Source organism: Streptomyces sp. NPDC101118, assembly GCF_044759445.1.
In the GTDB taxonomy this organism is placed as follows: domain Bacteria; phylum Actinomycetota; class Actinomycetes; order Streptomycetales; family Streptomycetaceae; genus Streptomyces.
Window position 1 is genome coordinate 15,670 of record NZ_JBIVZG010000017.1, and the last position, 21,394, is coordinate 37,063.

Sequence of the window (21,394 nt, forward strand, 5' to 3'; positions counted from 1 at the left end):
GCACGCCGCCATCTGTTGGATCCTGTGTGATTGTGTTTAGTCTTGGGGTGTGAAGAAGAGCATCGCGAAGCTCGCCGACGGCCGCGAGCTGATCTACTACGACGCCGACGACAGCGCCGTACGCGAGGACGTGCCCGACCCGCGCCCCCTGGACCGCGTCGAGAGCGCCCCGGAGATCCGCCTGGACGAGGCGACCGGCGACCACGTCACCATCGCCTCCCACCGGCAGGGCCGCACCCACCGCCCGCCCGCCGACGAATGCCCCCTCTGCCCCTCCGGGGACGGCCGGCAGACCGAGATCCCGGCAGCCGACTACGAGGTCGCCGTCTTCGAGAACCGCTTCCCCTCCCTCTCCGGCGAGGCCGGCCGCTGCGAGGTGGTCTGCTTCACTCCGCAGCACGACACCGGCTTCGCCGGCCTCACCCCGGAACGTGCCCGCCTCGTCCTCGACGCCTGGACCGACCGCACCGCGCAGCTCTCCGCACTCCCCGGCACCGAGCAGGTGTACGTCTTCGAGAACCGCGGCGCGGAGATCGGCGTGACGCTCTCCCACCCGCACGGCCAGATCTACGCCCTGCCGTTCACCACCCCGCGCACCGCCAAGATGACCGCCGCCGCGGCCCGGCACCGCGCCGCCACCGGCCGCAACCTCTTCGAGGACCTGCTCGCCCGCGCACGCGGGGCCGCCGGGCGGGTGGTCACCGCCGGGGAGCACTGGACGGCGTTCGTGCCGTACGCCGCCCGCTGGCCGTACGAGGTGCACCTCTACCCGCACCGCCGGGTGGCCGACCTGACCGGGCTCACCGAGGCCGAGCGGGCCGAGTTCCCCGGCATCTACCTCGACCTGCTGCGCCGCTTCGACCGGCTCTTCGGCACCGCCGCCCCCACCCCGTACGTCTCCGCCTGGCACCAGGCGCCGCTCCGCGAGGGCGGCGAACTCGCCCTGCACCTGGAGCTGTTCACCGTCCGGCGCGCGGCGGACAAGCTCAAGCACCCGGCCGGCACCGAGTCCGGCATGGAAGCCTTCATGAACGACGTGGCCCCGGAGACCGCGGCCCGGCGACTCAGGGACGCCCTGTGACCCGGGGAGAGGCACCGGCCGCCGGAGCGGCCCCCGTCCGGCCGATCGAGGGCGCCTTCGAGGAACGGTTCGGCGCCGCGCCCGACGGGGTCTGGGCCGCGCCCGGCCGCGTCAACCTCATCGGCGAACACACCGACTACAACGACGGCTTCGCCCTCCCCATGGCGCTGCCGCAGACCACCCGGGCCGCCGCCCGGCGCCGCACCGACACACTCCTGCGCCTGCACAGCGCCCGCTCCGAGGGCGTCGTCACCGAGGTCCGCCTCGACGCCCTCGCCCCGGGCGCCGTCCCGGGCTGGGCCCGTTACCCCGCGGGCGTCGTCTGGGCGCTCGCCGAGGCCGGACACCCGGTCGGCGGCGCGGACCTGCACATCGACAGCACCGTGCCCACCGGCGCCGGACTGTCCTCCTCCGCCGCCCTGGAGTGCGCGGTGGCCGCCGCCTACGACGACCTGTACGGGCTCGGCCTCAGCCGCCCCGAACTGGCCCGTGCCGCCCAGCGCGCCGAGCACGTCTTCGCCGGCGTGCCGTGCGGGATCATGGACCAGATGGCCTCCGTGTGCGCCACCGAGGGCGCCGCCCTGCACCTCGACAGCCGCACCCTGGAACACCGGCAGGTCCCCCTCGGCCTCGCCGCCCACGGCCTGGAACTGCTGGTGGTCGACACCCGGGTGAGCCACGACCTGGCCGACGGCGCGTACGCCGCCCTGCGCGCCGGCTGCGAACGCGCCGCCCGGCTCCTCGGCCTGCCGGCGCTGCGCGACCTCGCCCCGGACGCCCTCGCCGCGGCCCTCACCGTGCTCCCCGCGGACCTGGCACCGCTGGTGCGCCACGTGGTCACCGAGAACGCCCGGGTCGAGGCGGCGGTCGCCCGCCTCGACGCGGGCGACGTCCCGGCCCTCGGCCCGCTGCTGACGGAGGGGCACGCCTCCCTCCGCGTGGACTACGGCGTCTCGTGCGCGGAGACCGACCTGGCGGTCACCGCGGCGCTCGGCGCCGGAGCCCTCGGCGCCCGGATGACGGGCGCCGGCTTCGGCGGCTGCGTCATCGCCCTCACCCCGACGGCCCTGACCCGCACGGTCGGCGAGGCCGTCACCAACGCCTTCCGCACCGCCGGCCACCACCCCCCGCACCTCCTGACGGCCACCCCCTCCCGGGGCGCGACCCGCACCGCCTGACCGGCCGCGCCGCGCCCCGCGCCCCGCCCCGCCTCCTGCCCCGCCCCCGCACCGGCGTCCCGCGCCGCCGCGTCCGGCCGCCGGACCTCGTAGCCCGGACAGCCCAGGGCGCGGCCGGGGCGCGCCGGGGTACGGGGGAACGACCGGCGTGTCAGCGGTATATGACACCGGCACCGTGCTCACCTGGGAGGGCACGCCTGCCGCGCAGGCCGGTGCGAACGGAGGTCCGGATGACGGAGTCCTACGCGGGCACCCACTACCCGCATCTGCGCGAGGTACTCGATCCCCGGTACGCGGGGCTGACCGACGGCGAGCTGGAAGAGGCGTTCGCCGAGGCGTTCGGCGAAGGGCTCACCCTCGCGGAGTACGAAGAGTTCTTCGGGGGTTTCGGCAGGACCCTGGAGAAGGCGGCCAAACAGGTCGGCAGGGTCGCCTCGGCCGTCGGGCCGGGCGTGCTCCAGGGCGCCATGACCGGCAGCGCCCTCGGCCCCTTCGGCGCGCTGGGGGGAGCGGTGCTCGGCGGGACCGGGGCCGCGCTCCAGCGGTACGGCGGCCGACAGGCACGTGGCGTCGGGGGCCTGCTCGGCGGGGGGCTGAACGCCGCGGGCGCCCTCACCGGACGTGGCCCGCTGGTCTCGGGACTGGGCGGCCTGGCATCGGGACTCCTCGGCCAGGGCGGCGGCCGGGGTGGCCCGGCCACCTCCGCCCTGATGGGCCTGCTCGGCCGTCCGGAACTGGCCCGGGCGCTGACCGCGCTGTCCTTCGGGCGCCCGGCGTCGATTCCCGTGGGCAGCCGCGGAGTTCCGGTGCCTGCCGGCGCCTTCGCCGGCCTGCTCGGTGCGCTGGCCCGCGAGGCCGAGGCCGAGTGGGCGGAGTCCCTGGGCGAAGACGGGGCCGCCGGGTACGAGGAGGCCGGCCACGACGAGGACCTGGGCCGCCTGCTCGCCCTCCTGGTGGAGGCGGAGGACACCGCCGGGGCGGACCCCGCGTCCGGCTGCGGCTGCGGCTCGCATTCAGCCCCGGCGCCGGGGGCCCGGAGCGAGTCCCGGCCGTACGGCGGGACGGGCGAGTACGAGGAGTTCGACGAGGGCCCCGGCTTCGGCGACCCGGGGGAGTACGCCGAGTACGACGAGCACGCCGGATACGACGAGCACGACGAGTACGACGAGTACGCGTACGATCAGGACGGCGCCGACCTCGGCGAACTCATGGCCGACAGCGAAGAGTTCGCCGACCGCTTCCACGACCTGGTGCACGCCCGGTGACCCTCTCGCCGCAGATGCTCGCACTGCTCCGGAACCACCTCAACGGCGACCCGCCGGGTCCGGCCCCGGACGGAGCGCCGAGCCCCTCGCCGGAGGAAGCACCGGGCGCGGTGCCCTCCGTACCGGACATCGCCCGGCTGCTCGCCGAACGCCAGGCCCAGTTGCAGCGCGAGCTGGAAGCCGCGGAGGAGGCCGAGCAGCAGGTGGCCGAGGAGGAGCGCCGCCGCGCCGAGCGGGAGCGGCGTACCGACGCCGTCCGCCACCGGATGGCCGAGCTCAACGACCAGCTCGAAGCGGCGTACGCGACTCTGGACGACCTCGCCGCGGCGCTCGGCGCCTGCCCCGGCTGCTTCGGCGGTGATCCCGCCTGCCGCTGGTGCCGCGGCCGCGGCAAGCCCGGCTTCACCGCCCCCGAGCCCGAGCCCTTCGACCGCCTGGTGCGCCCGGCGGTCGTGGCGCACGCCCGCCTCCACCGGCGGGTCCCCCCTCCCACCCACCCCACCGGCCCATCGGTCCCGCGTGAAAGGACGCATCCATGAGCGGGTACGACGACATCGAATCGCTGCTGGACGGCTTCGAGTTCGACGAGTTCGACGAGAGCTCCGCACCCCGGCGCCAGACGGTCCGCACACCGACCCGGCGCAGCAGTTTCATCCCGAGACACACCCAGGCCGCAGCGAGTCAGAGCCAGGTGCAGACCAGCGTCCGCAACCTGGACAGCAAGATCGAGACCCTGGGGAACGCGGTCAAGTCGCTGGAGACCCGGACCAACGCGCTGTCCGCCGGCCAGAGCAAGCTGGCCACGACGGTCCGCAAGGAGGCCGAGGAGAGGAAGAAGGGATCGGACGCGATCCGGGCCGACCTCCAGCAGACCAAGATGCTCTCCCTGCTGCTCCCCATGCTGACCCAGGAGACCGTGGACGCCGACGCGAACGGGAAGCAGGTCAAGGTGGTCACCCAGTCGCAGGGCCAGTTCGCCTCGCTCCTGCCCCTGATGCTCCTCATGCCGGGCATGAGCGGCGGAGAGTCCGGCAAGGGCGGCGGTCTGGGTGGCGGAGACATGCTGACGACCCTGCTCCTGCTGTCGGTCCTGACCAGGAAGTGAGGCGCAGATGGGTACGTTGACCTTTGGATCGGGCACCGGAACGACCGGCGGAGGGGTGGGCATCCCCGACCTCAAGGGCCGCCCCAGCGCGGATGCCGAGCAGCGGCTCAAAGGCCTCGGGCTGGTGACCCGCGTCCGTGAGATCGTCACCGAGGGCACGAAGGACACCGTCTTCGGTCTGGAACCCCCCGCTGGGTCGGAGGTCGCGGCGGGCTCGACGGTGACCGTCCTGGTGATCTCGACCGCCCCGACCCCACTCGACCTCGACCGGCGCCTGGAAGAGCTGACCAAGGCGGTCAAGGCACTGGAGACCGAGACCGCCGCGAAGGCGCGCTACGAGGACCTGGTCAAGAGGATCAGTGCGCTCGGCGGCGGGCCCACCCGCCCGTCCGCCGGTTCCAAGAAGGCGCTGGAAACGCCCTCCCAATAGCGGGGACTCCTGAAGATCGGAGCGGCCGAGGATGGATCCGGCCCTGTACGAGCTGGCCCGCCACGGCCACCCCGACGACGAGGTCGGCGTCATCCTCCGGCTGCGTGACCCGCACCGCCCCCCGGCGGCGGTGCGGGTCGTCAACACCTTCGGCGACATCGCCACCGTCCGGGTGCGCCGCGGCGACGTTCCGGCCCTGTGGGCCGACCCCGCAACCCTGAGCGTCAAGGCCCAGCACCTCTACACCGCGGACGTCGAACTTCCGGACGCCGAACTTCCGGACGCCGCACTCCCGGACACCGAAGTCCCCGACCCCGGTCCGCCGGCGACACCGGAGCGCCACCGCCCCGACCTCCCCGAGACCGGCAAGGGCGTGGTCGTCGGGATCGTCGACTGGGGCATCGACTTCGCCCACCCCGACTTCCGTCACCCGGACGGGAGTTCACGGATCGAGGCGCTGTGGGACCAGCGCCCGGACCACCCCCGGGATCCCCGGGTGCCGCCAGGACCCACCGGCACCGGACGGCTGTTCACCTCGGCCCACCTCGACGCGGCCCTGCGCGAGCCCGACCCGTACGACGCGCTCGGCTACCACCCGGCCGACTTCGACGCGGGGCTCGGCGCACACGGCACCCACACCCTGAGCATCGCCGCGGGCGGCGGCCTGGCCGGCGGGCCGCCCGGCGTCGCGCCGGAGGCCCGCCTGGTCGCCGTCAGCCTGCCGAGACAACCCGGGCCGGGAGCCGTTCCGCTGGGCAGTTCCGGGGACCTCCTCGACGCCTGCGCGATGATCTTCGAGACGGCGGCAGGCCGCCCCTGCGTCATCAACCTCAGCCTCGGCCGCCACGCCGGCGAACACACCGGACGCCTGCTGCTGGAACAGGCCCTGGACCACCTCGTCGGATCGGCCCACGGCCGTGCCATCGTGATGAGCTGCGGCAACTACTTCCAGCGCCGGGCGCACGCCTCCTGGCGGCTGGCCCCGGGCGAGGCCCGGACCTTCCGCGTCGAGGTGGACCCGGCCGACACGACCACGAACCAGGTGGACATCTGGTACCCCGGCCGAGACCGGCTGACCGTCACGGTCGCCACCGCGGACGGCACGCACCGGGCGGTCGTGCCGCTCGGCGAACGCGGTGCGGTGCACATCGACGGGTGGGAGACCGGCAGGATCCACCACCGGGCCTGCGACCCGAACAACGGCGACCACCAGATCTCCCTGTTCCTGGACACCGATCCCGCCGTGACCGGCTGGGACGTCACCCTGCACGCCGACGACGTGGTCGACGGCCGCGTCCACGCGTGGATCGAACGCGACACCGGCTGCCGCGGCTGCCAGGCCCGGTTCACCGACGCCGACGTCGACAAGGCCACCACGCTCGGCACCATCGCCAACGGCTTCCGGACCCTGGCGGTCGGCGCGTACGACGCCCACGCCGGCCACCGGCCGGCCGGCCGCTTCTCCTCCTCCGGCCCGACGCGCGACGGACGCCAGAAGCCGGACTTCGTGGCGCCGGGGGTGATGGTCCTGGGCGCACGGTCCGCGCCGCGCGACGGCCGGCCCGGCCCTGCGTACACCCGGATGTCGGGTACCAGCATGGCGGCCCCCGCGGTGACCGGCACCGTGGCGCTGATGTTCCAGGCGGCGGGCCGCCCGCTGGCCGTCGACGAGATCCGCCGCGCCCTGCTGGCCGGTTGCGACCCGCCCCCGCCCGGCCTCGACCCGCGCCGGCTGGGCAGCGGCTACCTCCGCACCGACCGCGCGGTCGCCGCCGTACGGGCCCATGCTCCCGGATCCGTCCCCCACCCGGCACGGCCCGCCCCCGGCGCGGCCACCGCGCCCGTGCCGCCCGCGACCACCGCCCCCGCACCGCCCCCGACCCCGGAGTCCCCGACCGTGCCGGAACCCGAGCCCCAGGCCGCACCCGACCTCCAGCCCGTACCCGACCTCCAGCCCGTACCCGACCCCGAACCCGCGGCCGCCCTCCCACCGTGGCCCGCCCCCGCCCCCGCAGCCGAGGCCGCGGCGGCTGCGCCCCCCGAAACGGCCCGCGCCACCGTGCCCGGCTGCGGGCAGCCCGTACCGGCCGACGCCCGCCCGGCCGTCCTCGGCACCGGTTCCCGGCACGTCGCGGTGGGCGACGCCCAGCTGCGCCTCAACCACGTCCATGCCGAGGAACTCCGCGCCGGGCGACCGGGGCTGCCGTACGCCCCCCTCGTGGTGGACTGCGTCTTCGGCGAGCGGACGTACGCGGCCGTGGTGGGCTTCCAGCGGCGGGCCTTCCCCCAGTCGCCCCGGGAGCACGACGGCCGGATCGGCCCGAAGACCTGGGGCGCGCTCGAAGCCCGGCTCACCCCGCCGCCCCCGCCCCGGGACGATCCGTGTGCCCTGTCCAAGATGAGGGTCGCGGTGATCGGCGGCGGCTTCGCGGGGCTGATGGCAGCCTGGTCACTGGCCAAGGGCGGCGTCCAGGTCACCCTGTTCGAGGCCGCCGAGGAGCTCGGTGGCCGGGTGCGCACCGATCGCAAGCTCATTCCCGGCAAGGTCCTGGAAGCGGGCGCGGAGCTGATCGGAGAGAACCATCCCACCTGGTGGGCCCTGAAACGCGTCTTCGGCCTCACCCTCGAGAAGGTCACCGACAAGGACGACTACCGGAAGATGGGGCTGCGGGTCCAGCTCCGCTTCGACGGCAGGGACATCCCGGAACCCGAGCAGAAGAAGATCGGGGCCGCACTGGACAAGGTGCTCCGCAAGATCGGGGAGGATGCCCGCAAGGTCGACTCCCTGCGCCCCTGGACCACCCCGGGCGCGGCCAAGCTGGACGCCGTGTCGCTGGAGGACCGGCTCAACGACCCGGACATGTTCGGCCCGGTGGTGCCCCCCTCCGATGCCCGGCACCTCTTCGAGTTCATCACCGAGAACGACCAGTGCGTCGAGGTGAAGCACCAGAGTTACCTCGGCTTCCTCGCCGCCGTGAAGGCCCACTCGTACCGCGGCGACATGACCGCCTACTGGAGCCGCACGGAGACCCACCGCTGCAAGGGCGGCAACGACAGACTCGCGACCGAGCTCGCGAAGGGTCTGCCTTCCGTCCGCCTCAAGTCCGAGGTCACCGCGATCGAAGTGAAGGCCAAGGAGGTACGCGTGACCTCCCGCTCCGGCGGAGTGATCGGTACCGAGGTCTTCGACTACGCCGTCCTGACCGCTCCGCCCACCGTGTGGCCGGCCATCTCCGGCACCAAGCCCTTCGTTCCGGCGGACTTCACCATGCAGCACGGCCCGTGCGTGAAGTTCCTCAGCATCTTCGCCGACGACATCTGGACCAAACCTCTCGGGCTCGCACCGAGCGCGCTCTGGGACGAGCTCGGCAGCGTGTGGGAGGGCACCGACAACCAGCACAAGCCCTCCAAGGGCCGTTGCCTTTCGGTGTACTCCGGTGGCACGTACGTCCTGGACCCGACGAAGTACAAGGCGCGGATGCCCACGCTGTACCCGCGCTACACGGCCGGGCTCAAGAAGACCCTGATGGCCGACTGGCCCAAGGAGCCCTTCATCCGCACCGGCTACTCGGTGCCCGCCGTCAACCAGGTCACCACGGTGGCGAAGAACCTGAGCGGGCCCTTCGACGGACGGCTGTTCTTCGCGGGGGAGCAGGCCTCGCCGGGCTTCTTCGGATACATGGAAGGCGCGCTGCAGTCCGGCGTGCTCGCCGCCTTCCGGGTGGGTGCGGCGTGGCGCTCCTCCTGCGGACGCCCCGGGACGACGCCGGAGGCGGTGGCCGAACTGGCCGGGTTCATCGGCACGGAAGCAGCGGAGAGCGAGGCGGCGATGATCGGGCCGGGCGGGCTGAGCGATTTCCTGACCGGGGCAGAGCCCACGGGCCACGAGCGGCCGGCGGAGCCCCCGGCAAGCCGCCAGGACCTGTACGAAGGGGACCGGTACGGAGCGGAGCTGTACGGGGTGTCCCCGTACGGCTGGGAGCACGGGCCCGGCGAGGCGCTCGGCCCCTGCCCCGATGTGCGGGTGCCGCCCTCGGCCCGTCCACGGGTACTGCTGCGCGGCTCCGTGCACCCGGCCGTACGCGCAGCCCAGCGCCGCCTCAACCGCATCCACGCCGACGAACTGGACGCGGGGCGGCCCGGCATTCCCGGCGCGCCGCTGGCCGACGACTGCATTTTCGGGCCGAGGACGTACGACGTCGTGCTGGCCTTCCAGAGGATGGCCTTCCCCGGACGGAAGGAGGAGCACGACGGCAAGATCGGTGCGAAGACCTGGGCCGCCCTGGACGCCGGACTCGCCCCTGCCCCCTCGCCCGTCCCCGTTCCGGTGCCCGTCCCCGTCCCGGTGCCGGTTCCGGCAGCCGTGCCCGCTCCGCCCAGCCCCGCGATGTCAGCCCCCAGGCCGGTGAGCAGACCGTGCTGCATGCTCGAGAAGGGTTCGCTGGCGGGCCTGACCACCTTCGGCAGGCACGCCGACCACAATCCCAAGACCGTCTACACGGGCAAGGCGGGCTTCGTCGACCTGGGGCACCTGTGGGACCAGTGCGACGGCACGGCCTTCGCCTACCAGGAGATCCACAAGGCGGGCGGGGCTTCCGGCACCAGGATCCCGACGGTGGACGGCGGCGAGGCGGTGCTGACCTCCGGCGCTCCCCGCTCGGAGTGGATGGAGCTGGCCCGGTCCATCGCCTACGACGACGGACTGGCGCACGAGATCGCCACGTACGGGGCCGGAGCGGGCAAGTGCGGGCAGCCCTGGTACGTCGGGCGGCACAACTCCTCGTTCTCACCGGAGGACCTGTGCTCCAACTACCTCGGCACCCTGGTCGCCGAGCGCGCCCTCGCCGCGGGCGGCACCTTCGTCACCGAGGCCGAGAAGCAGGCGGCCGCGCTGCTCGCCTCTCTGGACGCTCAGTCGGACAGCGAGACGCTGGCGGCCTTCGCGCTGGTCTCCGGACGGTGGGTCGACGCCTCGATGCACTACTCCAACGCGTGCTTCCTCAGGCGGCGCAACTTCACCTCCGTGCCGTGGAAGGCCGGGCACAAGAGCGACGCGGCCACGCCCGCGTTCGTGGTCAGGCCCTTCTCGCTGACCGCGACCTACGACTACACCCACGCGACGGGCTTGACCCGGGCCGACTTCGGCACGCTGATCACCAGGATCAAGGCGGCGGCCCGCAGCCAGTACGGCCCCGACTTCGCCACCCCCTGAACGGCTGTCGCCCCCGCCCCGCGCTCAGGCGGGAGCGGGGGCCGGGGGCATGGCCGGTGCGGCGAACTCGTCCCGCCACTCCGCCCCCGGGAACGCCGCCGCGTACAGCCGGGCGCAGGTGCCCAGGTGTTCCCGGAAGGCGCGCCGCAGCCGGGCGGTGTAGTGCGCGCACAGGGCGTCGGCCGGCGCGCCCCCGGCCGCCGCGTCGATCACGGCGGCGGCCAGGATCCCGGTACGCAGGGCCTGGGCGGTGCCGGTGCCGCTGAGCGGATCGCAGCGCAGCGCGCCGGCCCCGACGGTCAGCACCCCGCCGGCCCGCTCCCCGGGCGGCGCGGCGGGGGAGCGGTGCAGGCGCGGCGCCGCGGGGACGGCGACGGCGGTACGGGGCGGGTGGGCGAGTACGGAGTCCAGCCCGCTCTCCCGGAGCAGCCGGGCCAGCAGCTCCGCCGGGCCGGCGGCCGGCCCCGGCACCATGGCCTGCGCCAGGCACCGGCCGGCTCCGAGCGGCGTCAGGTGCACCCACCCGAGCCCGGCGGTGGCCAGCCGGGCCGTCCGCTCGTCGGCTCCGGCGGCCAGCGGTGCGGTTCCGGCCAGCAACACCCGGCGCCCGTGCTGCTGGTGGGCGGCCCCGGCCCCCCGGGCCGTCACGCGCCACCCGGAATCCCCGCAGCCGCGCCCGCACCCGCCGCCGTGCCCGGACCCGCCGCCGCGCCCGCACCCCGGCCCGGACCCGCACCCGGAAGCCCCCGGCCCCCACCCGCACCCCCACCCGCACCCGCACCCCGGCCCAAGACCGAGCGAGCCCAGCCGCTCCCGCATCCGGGCGGCCAGCAGTCCGCCGTCCACCACCCGCGCCGGCTGCGCGAACCGGGCCGGGGCCGCACCGCCCCACGCCACCTCCCGCTCGCGCAACTCCCAGGCCTCGTCCAGCAGTCCGCCTCCCCAGAGGGAGTCGAGGAGGTCCAGCGCCGGCCCGTTCAGCAGCAGCGGCCGCGGCCCCGCCGCCGGCGCCGGGCAGGCGACCCGCACCCGGTGGCCGCGCCCGGCCAGCAGCCGGGCGCAGGTGAGTTCGGCGAGTCCCGAACCGGCGATCACGACGGCACCGGGGACCCCCGCACCGGTCATGCGTCGAGGAGGGCGAGCAGCGCCTCGGTGTCGGCCAGCTGCCTGTTGATGATCGCGCGGGTCGGCTGGTCGCCGAGTGCGCGGATCTCCCGCTGCGCCTCGATCGCGGCGACCGCGGCGGCCCGAGCGACCTGCCCGTCCACCAGGGCGGGCGCGCCCGCGGCGAAGGCGGTGGGCAGCGTGAAGCGGGGGGCCACGCCGCGCGCCGCCAGCATGTGGTTGATCTCGTGCAGGTACCGCATGGTGGTGACGGACTGGGCCATCAGCGCGCCGCCGGCCCGGTCCTTGAGGCTGAACGTGCTGTTCAGGAGGCCCAGGAGCAGTGCGTAGTACTGGTCGCTGAGGGTCAGCAGCTGGGTCTGCAGCGGGCTGCCGTCGCCGGCGCCGAGGGGCCGCAGGTACTGCGCGGGTGTGAAGGGCGCCAGGTGTGTCCTGACGGCGGTGAACCGCCGGAAGTGGTCGCCGCCCTCGTCGATGATCAGCTTGATCAGGTGGGCGAGCCGGTCGGCTTCGGGGAACAGCTCCGGCCGCTTCACCAGGGTCTGGTGCAGGCGGACGTACATGCCGTCGACGCCGGTGCCGACGTTCTGGCTCGGCGCCTCGACGTCGATGAACCACTGGAGCTGCTCGGCGGTGAGCGGGCGCAGCGCGAAGGGGTGCGGCCCGTCGCGGTCGATCTCGGCTGCCCGCCCGACGACGGGCGACTGCCCCAGCGTGCCCAGGGCCTCGTTGACCCAGCGCAGGTGCCGCATCTCGTCGACCGCGACCTCGAAGACCTCCCGGGCGGCCCGGTGGACGGCCCGGGTGCGCGCGCCGGGCGGCGGGCTCGCCGGCAGGTCCCAGGGGGCGGCCAGCGAGTAGTGCGCGTACAGGTACTCCACGCACAGCGCGTGTTCGACCGTGGCCAGCCGCTTCAGCTCCGCGATCACCTTCGCCTTGGTGAGTTCGGGCACGGGCGCGGGCGTCACCAGTCCGATGGCGTCGTCCTCGCGGTCGTTGAGGACGACGGGGAGGACGTTCCACTCCGAGACGACCTCGGCATGCGTGAACTCCGCGGCGCGGTCGCGGATGCCGGGCCGGTCGGGCGTGTGGGCGCGGTTCCTGCGGAGGAAGTTCATCTGCGGGACGGACCCGTCCGGGCTGCCGCTCACGTCCGGCTTGGAGGAGGCCCAGTAGTAGCAGGCGCAGTCGCGGAAGTCGTACTGCCAGGGCGCGCACATGCTCCGGGTCAGCTCGCCCGGTTCGTAGGCCTCCGGGTCGATCACCCCGTCGTCGGTGAGGTAGCGGGCCCGGTCGGCGACCAGGACCGCGGTCTGGACCTGGCCCCCGGCTCCGCGCTGGACGAAGCTCTGGCCGGCGATCCGCTGCTGGTTGAGGTTGCCCACGGTGGTGGCGCCCACGGGACCCGCGCCCAGCAGTACGGCGATCCGCCCGGGCAGCAGGTCGTGCACGGCGCGCCAGACGCCCGTCCCGCTGGTGCTGCGGCAGTCCCGCACGGGGGCCTGGGCCTCCGTCTGGTCCACCGCGGTCCGGCCACAGACGGCGAGCACGCGCAGGGGCCGGTCGGGCACGGCCAGGTCGGCGTTGGTGAGGCCCTGGGCGGCGGCGACACCGCCGGTGACGGCCAGTACCCGTGAGCCGCCGTTGAGCCCGACCCCCTGGGTGCCCGGCTGCTCCCGGTGGAAGTCGACGACGAGACCGGGGAAGAACCGCTTGTCCAGGTTGCGCTGGTCGAACTCCAGCCCGGGGAAGCAGTTGTCGACCCCGCTCTCCGTGCGGGTGCCGGACGGGTTGCCGCGGACGACGTGGTCGGCGCGGGCGGTGAGGTTGCGCGGGAAGATCTTGCCGTCGGGAGTCGGCAGGTCGGGCATGGCGGGGCTCCTTCAGGCGGTGCTGACGGTGCTGACGGCGGGGTTCGGGGCGGGCTGCGCGAAGAAGTCGGGCGAGGACTGGGCGAGTTCGACGTACGCCCGCAGGCAGAAGGCCAGCCAGCCGCGGATGTAGTCACAGCCGGGCCGGCCCCGGCGGCTCACCTCGTGGTGGCAGCCGCCGCCGCACAGGTAGCGGGCCCAGCACGACCGGCAGGGCTCGGCGCGGTCCACATGACGGTCGGTCAGGTGGCGTTGCCGCAGGGCCGTGTCGCTGCCTCCCGCGACGGTCCCCATGGCGAAGGCCGGGTCGTCGACGAGCCGGTGGCAGGCGTAGAGCCCGCCCTCGGCCGAAGCACTGAGGTACCCGGCCCCCGCCCCGCAGGGGTACGGGCGATGGGTGCCCCGGTGGATCTCGCGCAGCGCGGTCTGGAAGTTCCCGAAGGGGTAGTGCCGTCCGGCCGACACCTCGCGCAGGGCGGTCTCGCCGCACTCCACCATCCGCTCCAGGAAACCCCGGAACGTCTCGGAGGTGATCTCGTACGCCGGGTCGGGCGCGCTCACCACGGCGGCGAAGCCGACCTCGTCGAAGCCCAGCCCGATGCCGTGCTCCAGTACGTCGAGCAGCCGCCCGGTGTACGGGGTCACGCTGACCCGCGCGCCCAGGTGCCGGGGCCGGCCGTGCCGGGCCAGTACGTCCAGCCCGGCGCGCAGCCGGTCGTACGCGCTGGCCCCGCCCGGGGCCCTGCGCAGCGCGTCGTGGCCGGTGCGGTCGCCGTCGAGGCTGACGGTCACCGTGAAGGGGTGCTCGGCGAACAGCCGGGCGTCCTCGGGGCGGACCGTCGTCAGGTTGGTGGTGAGGGCGAAGCGGACCGGGTTCCCCGAGGCCGCGCCGGCCCCGGTCGCGTACGCGACCACCTCGTGGATCAGGTCCCTGGCCAGCAGCGGTTCGCCGCCCATGAAGCCGACCACCACGTCCGCGCCGGGCGCGGCCTCGGCCAGCAGCCGGTCGACGGTGGCGAAGGCGGTGGCCCGGGGCATGGCGCGGGCGCTGCCGCCGAACCGGCCCTCGTCGGCGTAGCAGTGACCGCAGCTGAGGTTGCAGGCCTGCATCACGTTGAGGGAGATCGAGGCCAGTGGCGGGGGCTCGACGGGAGTGCCGTCGATGCGGGGGGCACCGCCCCACAGCGGGAGGTCCAGTTCTGCGGCCAGGGACTCCAGCGAGCCGTCCGGCGCCGCCGTCCACCGCTCCAGCCGCGCCGCCAGCGCCTCGGGCACGTCGTACACCCGGCTGCCGTCGGCGACGAAGAGGTGCGCCCCGTGCGCACTGCGGAAGACCTTCACCTCGGCGGAGGCGCCGGGCGGGACGGCGGTCGGGGCCGGCACCGGGGGCGTCGTACCGGGGCGGCGCGGCTCCTCGGGCGGGCGGCGGCCGATCTGCAGGAGTACGGTCACGTGCCGGGCTCCGTGTTCGCGCGCAGCGAGCGGGCCCAGGCCACCAGCAGGTCGTACTGGCGGTGGGTGAGGTGCAGCGCGGCGCCGTCCGCGGCGCGCATGTCCGGCGGCATCTGCTCGGTGAACGTGGCGCGCCAGTCGTCGGAGTACGCGGGTTCGCCGACGGGCTCACGGATCCGCTCCGTGACGAGGGCCGGCCGTTCGCGCAGGAGGTCCTCCAGCGTCTCGAGTGCGACGAGGCGGCGGTGCCGGCGCTTGCCGCTGTCGGTGAGTCCGAGCAGGACCCCGTTCAGCTGCTCGACGGTCGGCAGGGACCCGAAGATGTCGTTCATCGCGTCGAGGTTGACGTTGCCCGCCGTTTCCAGGATCCGTTCGAACAGGTCGCGGATCTCCAGCGCGGTCTGCGGGTCGGCGACGTACTCGGGCCGGCGCACGTCGCCGCGCCCGATCCGGTCCGCGAGGCCGTCGGCGATCGAGACGAAGGGCCTGCGGTCCGGGGAGAACACGGGCGGGCAGGCCACCACGCGCGCCGTGGCGGTCAGCCCGCCGGGGAGGGTGACCGTGACCAGGCCGTCGCAGACGTCGTCGACGAGTCCCGCGGACTGCCCGCTGTTCTCCGCGCCGGCGAAGAGCCCTCCCGGCACGGTCCTCGGGTCGGTGCCGGGGTCATCGCTGAGCGCGAACCGCGGCCACGCCGCGTCCGGGTTGAGGAACAGCCGCTCCTGGGGCACCCGGTAGCGCGGTGGAGCACCCTGCGGGGCGGGCGGCTGGGGCAGGCCCACCGGCCCGTACACCACGCCCGCCCCCGGCGTGAACCGCAGCCGCAGCTCCGGAAGTGCGGCGTTGGGCACCGGGACCTGGACCGCGCCGAGCGGCACGCTCCGGCCGGCCGGGACCAGGGGTTCGGGCTCGGTCTGCGGAGAGACGCCGTCCAGCCGGTGGCGCTGGTGGTCGTCCCCGCGCACCTGGACCCGCGCCGTGACGCGGTCGCCGTCCGCCTGGGTGATGTGGTGGGCCTTGAGGTTGGCGACGGTCACCTCCCAGCGCACGTCGTCCAGGCCCAGCCCGAACCCGGCCAGCACCTCCTCGGTCACCGGCCCGGTCCGGCGTTCGCCGTCGGCGGTCCAGCTGCCGTGCACCTCGAAGTACGGGCAGACCGGCCGCCAGCCCTCCGCGTCCTTGAACCGGACCTGCTGCGGCATCCGCTCGGTCAGCGTGCCGTCGGCGGCCAGGTCGAGGGTGGGCTCCGGGACGACCGTGGTCTTGCCGGACCCGCGCGGGGTGAGGTCGCTCGGCCCCCAGCGGTAGTTGTCGCAGGGAGTGCGGGAGGGGCCCAGCCGGGCGAAGGCGAGCGGGGGCTGGAGCCAGAGCTTGTCGATCACCGGCATCTCCTAGCGGTCGGCGGCAAGATGACGGGGCGTGACCAAAGTACGGATCTGCTCACGCTGTGTCACGTTCGACACGGGTCGTCTCCGGCCGCGACCGCCCGGCGTGCTGCTCCGTGCCCGCCGGCGGCCGGGCGTCAGGGGACCCGCGCCACCGCCACCAGGGCCGCGTCGTCGCCCAGGTGACCGCCCGGGACGTGGGCCAGGAGGTCCGTGCGGAGGGCCTCCAGGAGCGCGCGGGGGCCGCTGCCGGACCGGGCCGCCAGGCGTTCGGCCAGCGGGTAGAACTCCCCGGCCCCGTCACGGGCCTCGATCACCCCGTCCGTGTAGAGCAGCAGCAGGTCCCCCGGCTCGAAGGCGAAGGCCTGCACCCCGTAGCCCCCGGGCGCGAACTCCGCCAGGCCCAGCGGCGGCGCCGGCTCCGCCACGTCGACGCTCGTCACGGTGCCCCCGCGGAGCAGCAGCGGCGGCGGGTGGCCGCAGTTGACCAGGTGCAGTACGTGCTCGCCGTCCGGTACGTCGAGCACGGCCGCGGTGATGAACGCCTCGCCCCGGTCGTCCGCGGCACCCTCCGCGCCCTCCGCACCGTCCGCGCCGTCCGCGTTCGGCGCCCCTCCCGTGCCCGCAGTGACACCGGCCGGGCCGGGCCCCGTACGGCCGTCCGGGCCCCCGGCTTCGGGTTCCGGTTCCGGCGCCACCGTGCCCTCCAGGTACGCGACCAGGGCCGGCAGGTCGGCCTCCTGGTGCGCGGCGGCGCGGAACGCGCCCAGCACCAGCGCCGCGTCCCCGACCGCCGCCAGCCCCTTGCCGCGCACGTCGCCCACGATGAACCGGGTGCCCCGGGCGGTCCGCGCCGCCGCGTACAGGTCACCGCCGATCCGGGCCTCCGCCTCCGCCGCCAGGTACACCGAGGCCACCCGCAGCGGCCCGAGCCGCTCGCGCAGCGGCCGCAGCACCACCTGCTGCGCGGCCTCGGCGACCGTGCGCAACTGGACCACCTGGCGCTCGTGCTGCTCCCGCAGGTACGCGAAGAACGTGACGAACACCGAGATCAGGATCAGTGCCGTGATCTGGAAGGTGTGGTTCAGGTCGGTGAGGGTGGTACGGGTCAACGAGACCACCACCTGCGCCAGGACCGCCACCAGCCCGACCAGCGCCGTGGCCCGGGGACCGGCGAACGACGCCGTCAGCGCCGGGGCGGCCACCAGGAACGGCCCCAGGTGCACCTCCGGCGGCGCCAGCACGTCCACCACCGTCACCAGCGCGATCAGCGCGAACGGCACCGCCAGCAGCGCGTGGCGCGGTCCCTCCCCGGCCCTTCTGCGGCCGGGGCCCCCACGGGTCCAGTGATCCATCGTTCCTGCATACACCGTGACCGCGCCCCGCAGCCGCAGGCCCGCCAGGGGCCGTCGAAGCACGTCTCCGGGCCCTGGCAGACTGGGCCCGCACCAAATGAAGGAGACGTCCGCATGTCCGTCGTCGGCAATCTGCGCAAGGTGGCCCGCATGGCCCGCCGCCTGCGCCCCGTGGACCTCAGCCATCCCGCGCGCTCCCCGCTCGGTTCCACGGTGGTCAACTGCATCACCTACCGCGACGGGCAGCGCCACGGCGGGTTCCGCTCGGTGTCGGAGGCGCTGGCCCGGGTGCGCAAGGACGGCGAGGGCTTCCTGTGGCTCGGGCTGCACGAGCCCGGCGAGGAGGAGTTCGCCGGGGTGGCGGAGCTGCTCGGGCTGCACCCGCTGGCCGTCGAGGACGCGGTCCACGCCCACCAGCGGCCCAAGGTCGAGAGCTACGGCGACGTGCTCTTCGCCGTCTTCAAGTCCGTCTGCTACGTCGAGCACGAGCGGCTCACCGCGACCAGCGAGGTGGTCGGCACCGGCGAGATCATGGTCTTCGCCGGTCCCGACTTCGTGGTCACCGTCCGGCACGGCCACCACGGCTCCCTCGGTCCGCTGCGCGAGGCCCTGGAGGCCGACCCGGGCCAGCTCGCCAAGGGGCCGGCCGCCGTGCTGCACGCCATCGCCGACCACGTCGTGGACGAGTACCTGGCCGTCGCCGACGCCGTCCAGAACGACATCGACCAGGTCGAGGCGGAGGTCTTCGCCGCGGACGGCGCGCGCGGCGCCGACCCGGGCCGCATCTACCAGCTCAAGCGGGAGCTGCTGGAGCTCAAGCGGGCCGTGGTCCCGCTCGCCCGGCCCGTGCAGCAGCTCGCCGGGCAGCCGATGGCCGGCATCGACGCGGAGATACGGACCTACTTCCGCGACGTCGGCGACCACCTGGCCCGGGTCACCGAGCAGATCGCCTCGTTCGACGCGCTGATCGACTCGATCCTCCAGGCCCACCTGGCGCAGGTGACGGTGGCCCAGAACGAGGACATGCGCAAGATCACCGCCTGGGCGGCGATCGTCGCCGTGCCGACCATGGTGTGCGGTGTGTACGGCATGAACTTCGACCACATGCCGGAGCTGCGCTGGACCTACGGCTACCCGCTGGTCCTGGGCGTGATGGCGGTGGCCTGCTTCGTCATCCACCGCGGCTTCCGGCGGAACGGATGGCTGTGACCCTGCTCGTCGTGGACGGTGCCAACGTCGTCGGCTCCGTGCCGGACGGCTGGTGGCGCGACCGGCGCGGTGCCGCCGAGCGCCTGCGGGACCACCTCGCCACCCGCGCGGAGGGCGAGGAGATCGTGCTGGTCGTCGAGGGCGCGGCCCGCGGGGTGGCCTCCGTACCGGGGGTCCGCGTGGACGAGGCGCCGGGCAGCGGGGACGACCGGATCGTCGAACTCGCGGCCGCCGCCGCGGAGCAGGGCCGCACCTGCGTGGTGGCCACCGCCGACCGGGAACTGCGCGAGCGGGTCCGCCGGCACGGCGCGTCGTGCGTCGGCCCGCGCACGGTCCGCCCGCACGGCTGACGGCCTGTCACCCCCGGTCGTACCACCTGACGGCCCTTGGGCCCGGGTGCCAGAGCGAGAGCCAGAGCGAGAGCGAGGGCCGGCCAGGCCGGCCGCCGGCCCTGCGTACGGTCCGCCCCCGCCGTGACCGTCCGGTGGCCGGGCCGTGAACCGCCGGAAGCCGCCGGGGTGCGCGGTCTTCCCGGCGGTGCAGGGCGTCCCCGGCGGGATCGTCGAACACGCCCCGGCCCGGGCCGTGTTCGACGATCCCGTGCGACGAGCGCACCGCCGGCTACGTCAACGGCCGCTCCGGCTGACCGCCCCCGCCGCCTCCGGGCCGGGGATGCCGGTGCCGGGGACGGCCGTGTCGGGACCGGCGCCAGCGGTTCCGGTCTCGGTGGTGCCCGGCCCCGCTACGACGCCGGTGTCCGGCGTGGGCCGGGCGGCGGGGCGCACCCACAGCAGGGCGCCCGCCAGCAGGACCGCGGCGGCGAGCAGCCAGGGCCCGGGCCCGGCCGGCAGCGCACTGACCACCAGGCCGGTGAGGGCGCCGGTCAGCTGGAGGGCCAGGGACTGCACGGACAGCGCGGTGGCGCGGCCGGCGCTCGGCACCCGGCCGTGCAGCAGCTCGTTCTCGTTCGGCCCGGCGATGCCGAAGCCGAGGTACACCAGCCCGTACCCGGTGACGGCGAGGGCCGCGGGGGCCGCTCCGCCGGCGGTCGCGGTCACGCCGAGCAGGGCCAGCCCGCCCGCGCCGGCGGCGAAGCCCGCGAGGACGGCGCGCTCTCCGCTGCCGGTCAGCCGCGCGGCCGGCGGTGCCAGGTGGCTGCCGGCCGCCGAACAGAGGAAGCCCGCGCAGGCGAGGCCCGCGAAGAGCGCGGCGCCCGATTCCGGAGCGCCGGTAAGGGCCGCGGCCCGGCCCGGGGTGAGCAGTTCGAGCGCGGCCAGGCCGCTGCCCGCGGCGGCCGCGGCGAGCAGCACCCGCCGGACCAGCCGGTCGCGCCCGCCCAGCCGCAGTCCCGCCGCCACGGTGCCGGGTATCCCGCGCAGCACGCCGCCGGCCGTGGCGGGCGCCCGGGGCGGCTCGCGGAGCGCGGTCAGCACGTACAGCACGAACACCAGCTGCCCGGCCGCACCCAGCAGCGGCGGTACGGACAGCGGCAGGACCGGTCCGGGCAGGGCGGCGTGGCCGAGCAGCCAGGGCAGGGCGCCGCCGAGCAGGGTGCCCGCGGCGAGCGCGGCGGAGGTGGCGGCACTGCCGCGGGCCAGGCCGGTGCGCAGGCCGGCGTCGGGATCGGCGGCCTGGACGGTGTCGACGTACCAGGCTTCGGCGGGCCCGCTGGAGAGGGCGCGGGCCGCGCCCATCAGCACCGTGCCGGCGGCGAGCACCCAGGCGGTGGTGCCGAGGGCCAGCAGGAGGAGCGCGGTCAGGTTCAGCAGTCCGGCGGCGGCGAGCACGGCGCGGCGCCCCAGGACGTCGGAGAGCCCGCCGGTGGGCAGCTCCAGGACGGCGGCGGTGAGGGAGTGCGCCGCGAGGAGACCGGCGACGGCGGCCACGGTCATGCCGCGCTCGGTGAGCAGCAGGACGAGCGGGGCGATCGTCAGGCCCATGGGGAGCCAGAAGAGGGCGCAGGCCGTGGCGTAACGGCGGCGCGCGGCGCGGGCGTCGAGGAGGGCGGTCACGCGGCACCTCCGGCGTGCGCGGAGGCATCGGCCGCGGCCTCGGGGCCGGCCGCGGCTTCCGCTTCGGCCGCCGCCCCTGCGTCGGTTGGAGTCTCGGCGCCGGCCGGCCGGGCCGGCTGGTGCGCTGCCAGGGGAAAGCCGGCGGCGAGGAACACCACCTGGGCGGCGCGCGGGTCTCCGGCGTCCCTGGCGGCGAGCTCGTCGAGGGTCCGGTCGATCACCGCCCACAGCTCGGTCAGCGACTCGGGCGTCAGCACGGGCAGCAGGTCGGTGATGCCCGACGGCTCCAGCCACTCCTCGCCCAGCCGTCCCTCGGCGACGTCCGTCTCGTGCCGCACGAGGGAGTCCTGCAGGTGCTCGACCTGGCGCCGTCGTGCGAGGCCGACGAAGGCGCGGCTTCCCGCGCTCGCCTCCATGGCCCGGTTGTCCCAGGAGGTGACCGCGTGCACGGCCTGCCAGCGGCGCTCCCGGCCGTCGCGGTTCCGGGCCTCGGCGACGAACGCGTACTTCGCCAGCACCCGCAGGTGGTAGCTGGTGGACGCGGAGGACTCCCCGGTCAGGACCGCGAGTTCGCTCGCGGTCGACGGACCGTGCTGCCGCAGCAGCCCGAGCAGCCGGATGCGCAGGGGGTGGGTGAGTGCCTTGAGTGCCGCCGCGTCCCGGGTGGGGTCGAGGACCCGTCTCTGCTCTTCGCTGACCATGCCGACGAGCGTA

Annotated in this window: 16 protein-coding genes; 9 read left to right on the forward strand and 7 right to left on the reverse strand. The window is 75.0% G+C overall.

Annotated features, from left to right (window positions below; genetic code table 11):
- Positions 1–49: 49 nt before the first annotated feature.
- The 7 genes from galT to ACIQUQ_RS24920 all read left to right on the forward strand — a co-directional run bounded on the left by galT (position 50) and on the right by ACIQUQ_RS24920 (position 10,271).
- Positions 50–1,081: a galactose-1-phosphate uridylyltransferase gene (galT, locus tag ACIQUQ_RS24890; RefSeq protein WP_403979682.1), complete on the forward strand. Its 1,032-nt coding sequence runs from the start codon at positions 50–52 to the stop codon at positions 1,079–1,081.
- On the forward strand, positions 1,078–2,259 hold the full coding sequence (galK, locus tag ACIQUQ_RS24895) for a galactokinase (protein WP_403979685.1): 1,182 nt from the start codon (positions 1,078–1,080) through the stop codon (positions 2,257–2,259). Before galT ends, galK begins: the two co-directional genes overlap by 4 nt.
- A 230-nt stretch (positions 2,260–2,489) precedes the next feature.
- Entirely contained in the window at positions 2,490–3,524 is a 1,035-nt protein-coding gene (locus tag ACIQUQ_RS24900; RefSeq protein WP_403979688.1) for a hypothetical protein, read from the forward strand.
- Positions 3,521–4,063, forward strand: a complete 543-nt coding sequence (locus ACIQUQ_RS24905; RefSeq protein WP_403979691.1) for a hypothetical protein — start codon at positions 3,521–3,523, stop codon at positions 4,061–4,063. Before ACIQUQ_RS24900 ends, ACIQUQ_RS24905 begins: the two co-directional genes overlap by 4 nt.
- Positions 4,060–4,629 carry a hypothetical protein gene (locus ACIQUQ_RS24910; protein ID WP_403979694.1) on the forward strand — a complete coding sequence of 190 codons (570 nt, stop codon included), beginning with the start codon at positions 4,060–4,062 and terminating at the stop codon, positions 4,627–4,629. The genes ACIQUQ_RS24905 and ACIQUQ_RS24910 overlap by 4 nt, the downstream gene beginning before the upstream one ends.
- A 7-nt stretch (positions 4,630–4,636) precedes the next feature.
- Entirely contained in the window at positions 4,637–5,059 is a 423-nt protein-coding gene (locus tag ACIQUQ_RS24915) for a PASTA domain-containing protein (protein ID WP_403979697.1), read from the forward strand.
- 31 nt (positions 5,060–5,090) lie between these two features.
- Positions 5,091–10,271 (forward strand): FAD-dependent oxidoreductase, encoded by a 5,181-nt coding sequence (locus ACIQUQ_RS24920; RefSeq protein ID WP_403979700.1) that lies wholly within the window; start codon positions 5,091–5,093, stop codon positions 10,269–10,271.
- Between the two features lie 24 nt (positions 10,272–10,295).
- Here the strand turns inward: ACIQUQ_RS24920 and ACIQUQ_RS24925 are convergent, their stop codons facing one another.
- The 5 genes from ACIQUQ_RS24925 to ACIQUQ_RS24945 form a co-directional block, all read right to left on the reverse strand.
- Positions 10,296–11,396 carry a hypothetical protein gene (locus ACIQUQ_RS24925; protein ID WP_403979704.1) on the reverse strand — a complete coding sequence of 367 codons (1,101 nt, stop codon included), beginning with the start codon at positions 11,394–11,396 and terminating at the stop codon, positions 10,296–10,298.
- On the reverse strand, positions 11,393–13,267 hold the full coding sequence (locus tag ACIQUQ_RS24930) for a LodA/GoxA family CTQ-dependent oxidase (protein WP_403979707.1): 1,875 nt from the start codon (positions 13,265–13,267) through the stop codon (positions 11,393–11,395). The genes ACIQUQ_RS24925 and ACIQUQ_RS24930 overlap by 4 nt, the downstream gene beginning before the upstream one ends.
- A 12-nt stretch (positions 13,268–13,279) precedes the next feature.
- Positions 13,280–14,719 carry a radical SAM protein gene (locus ACIQUQ_RS24935; protein WP_403979710.1) on the reverse strand — a complete coding sequence of 480 codons (1,440 nt, stop codon included), beginning with the start codon at positions 14,717–14,719 and terminating at the stop codon, positions 13,280–13,282.
- A complete protein-coding gene (locus ACIQUQ_RS24940) occupies positions 14,716–16,101 on the reverse strand; it encodes a hypothetical protein (protein WP_403979713.1) in 1,386 nt (461 codons plus the stop codon). The genes ACIQUQ_RS24935 and ACIQUQ_RS24940 overlap by 4 nt, the downstream gene beginning before the upstream one ends.
- 140 nt (positions 16,102–16,241) lie before the next feature.
- The gene (locus ACIQUQ_RS24945; protein WP_403979715.1) at positions 16,242–17,459 is read right to left on the reverse strand and encodes a PP2C family protein-serine/threonine phosphatase; all 1,218 of its coding nucleotides are present in this window, start codon (positions 17,457–17,459) and stop codon (positions 16,242–16,244) included.
- 114 nt (positions 17,460–17,573) lie between these two features.
- On the opposite strand from ACIQUQ_RS24945, the gene ACIQUQ_RS24950 reads away from it, so the two are divergent.
- Complete coding sequence (locus ACIQUQ_RS24950) at positions 17,574–18,668, forward strand: magnesium and cobalt transport protein CorA (RefSeq protein WP_403979718.1); 1,095 nt, start codon at positions 17,574–17,576, stop codon at positions 18,666–18,668.
- Positions 18,659–19,018: an NTP pyrophosphohydrolase gene (locus ACIQUQ_RS24955; protein ID WP_403979721.1), complete on the forward strand. Its 360-nt coding sequence runs from the start codon at positions 18,659–18,661 to the stop codon at positions 19,016–19,018. The genes ACIQUQ_RS24950 and ACIQUQ_RS24955 overlap by 10 nt, the downstream gene beginning before the upstream one ends.
- 276 nt (positions 19,019–19,294) lie before the next feature.
- On the opposite strand, the gene ACIQUQ_RS24960 is transcribed toward ACIQUQ_RS24955, so the two are convergent.
- Positions 19,295–20,608, reverse strand: a complete 1,314-nt coding sequence (locus ACIQUQ_RS24960) for an MFS transporter (RefSeq protein ID WP_403980076.1) — start codon at positions 20,606–20,608, stop codon at positions 19,295–19,297.
- Between the two features lie 68 nt (positions 20,609–20,676).
- Positions 20,677–21,381, reverse strand: coding sequence for a helix-turn-helix domain-containing protein (locus tag ACIQUQ_RS24965; RefSeq protein WP_403979724.1), 705 nt, complete (start codon positions 21,379–21,381; stop codon positions 20,677–20,679).
- Positions 21,382–21,394 lie beyond the last annotated feature (13 nt).

What these genes read in the sequence shown, in the direction of transcription:
- ACIQUQ_RS24900 (WP_403979688.1), top strand. Translation starts at nt 2,490, where the DNA reads ATGACGGAGTCCTACGCGGGCACCCACTACCCGCATCTGCGCGAGGTA.
- ACIQUQ_RS24910 (WP_403979694.1), top strand. Translation starts at nt 4,060, where the DNA reads ATGAGCGGGTACGACGACATCGAATCGCTGCTGGACGGCTTCGAGTTC.
- ACIQUQ_RS24915 (WP_403979697.1), top strand. Translation starts at nt 4,637, where the DNA reads ATGGGTACGTTGACCTTTGGATCGGGCACCGGAACGACCGGCGGAGGG.
- ACIQUQ_RS24920 (WP_403979700.1), top strand. Translation starts at nt 5,091, where the DNA reads ATGGATCCGGCCCTGTACGAGCTGGCCCGCCACGGCCACCCCGACGAC.
- ACIQUQ_RS24925 (WP_403979704.1), bottom strand. Translation starts at nt 11,396, where the DNA reads ATGACCGGTGCGGGGGTCCCCGGTGCCGTCGTGATCGCCGGTTCGGGA.
- ACIQUQ_RS24930 (WP_403979707.1), bottom strand. Translation starts at nt 13,267, where the DNA reads ATGCCCGACCTGCCGACTCCCGACGGCAAGATCTTCCCGCGCAACCTC.
- ACIQUQ_RS24945 (WP_403979715.1), bottom strand. Translation starts at nt 17,459, where the DNA reads ATGGATCACTGGACCCGTGGGGGCCCCGGCCGCAGAAGGGCCGGGGAG.
- ACIQUQ_RS24950 (WP_403979718.1), top strand. Translation starts at nt 17,574, where the DNA reads ATGTCCGTCGTCGGCAATCTGCGCAAGGTGGCCCGCATGGCCCGCCGC.
- ACIQUQ_RS24955 (WP_403979721.1), top strand. Translation starts at nt 18,659, where the DNA reads ATGGCTGTGACCCTGCTCGTCGTGGACGGTGCCAACGTCGTCGGCTCC.
- ACIQUQ_RS24960 (WP_403980076.1), bottom strand. Translation starts at nt 20,608, where the DNA reads ATGGGCCTGACGATCGCCCCGCTCGTCCTGCTGCTCACCGAGCGCGGC.
- ACIQUQ_RS24965 (WP_403979724.1), bottom strand. Translation starts at nt 21,381, where the DNA reads ATGGTCAGCGAAGAGCAGAGACGGGTCCTCGACCCCACCCGGGACGCG.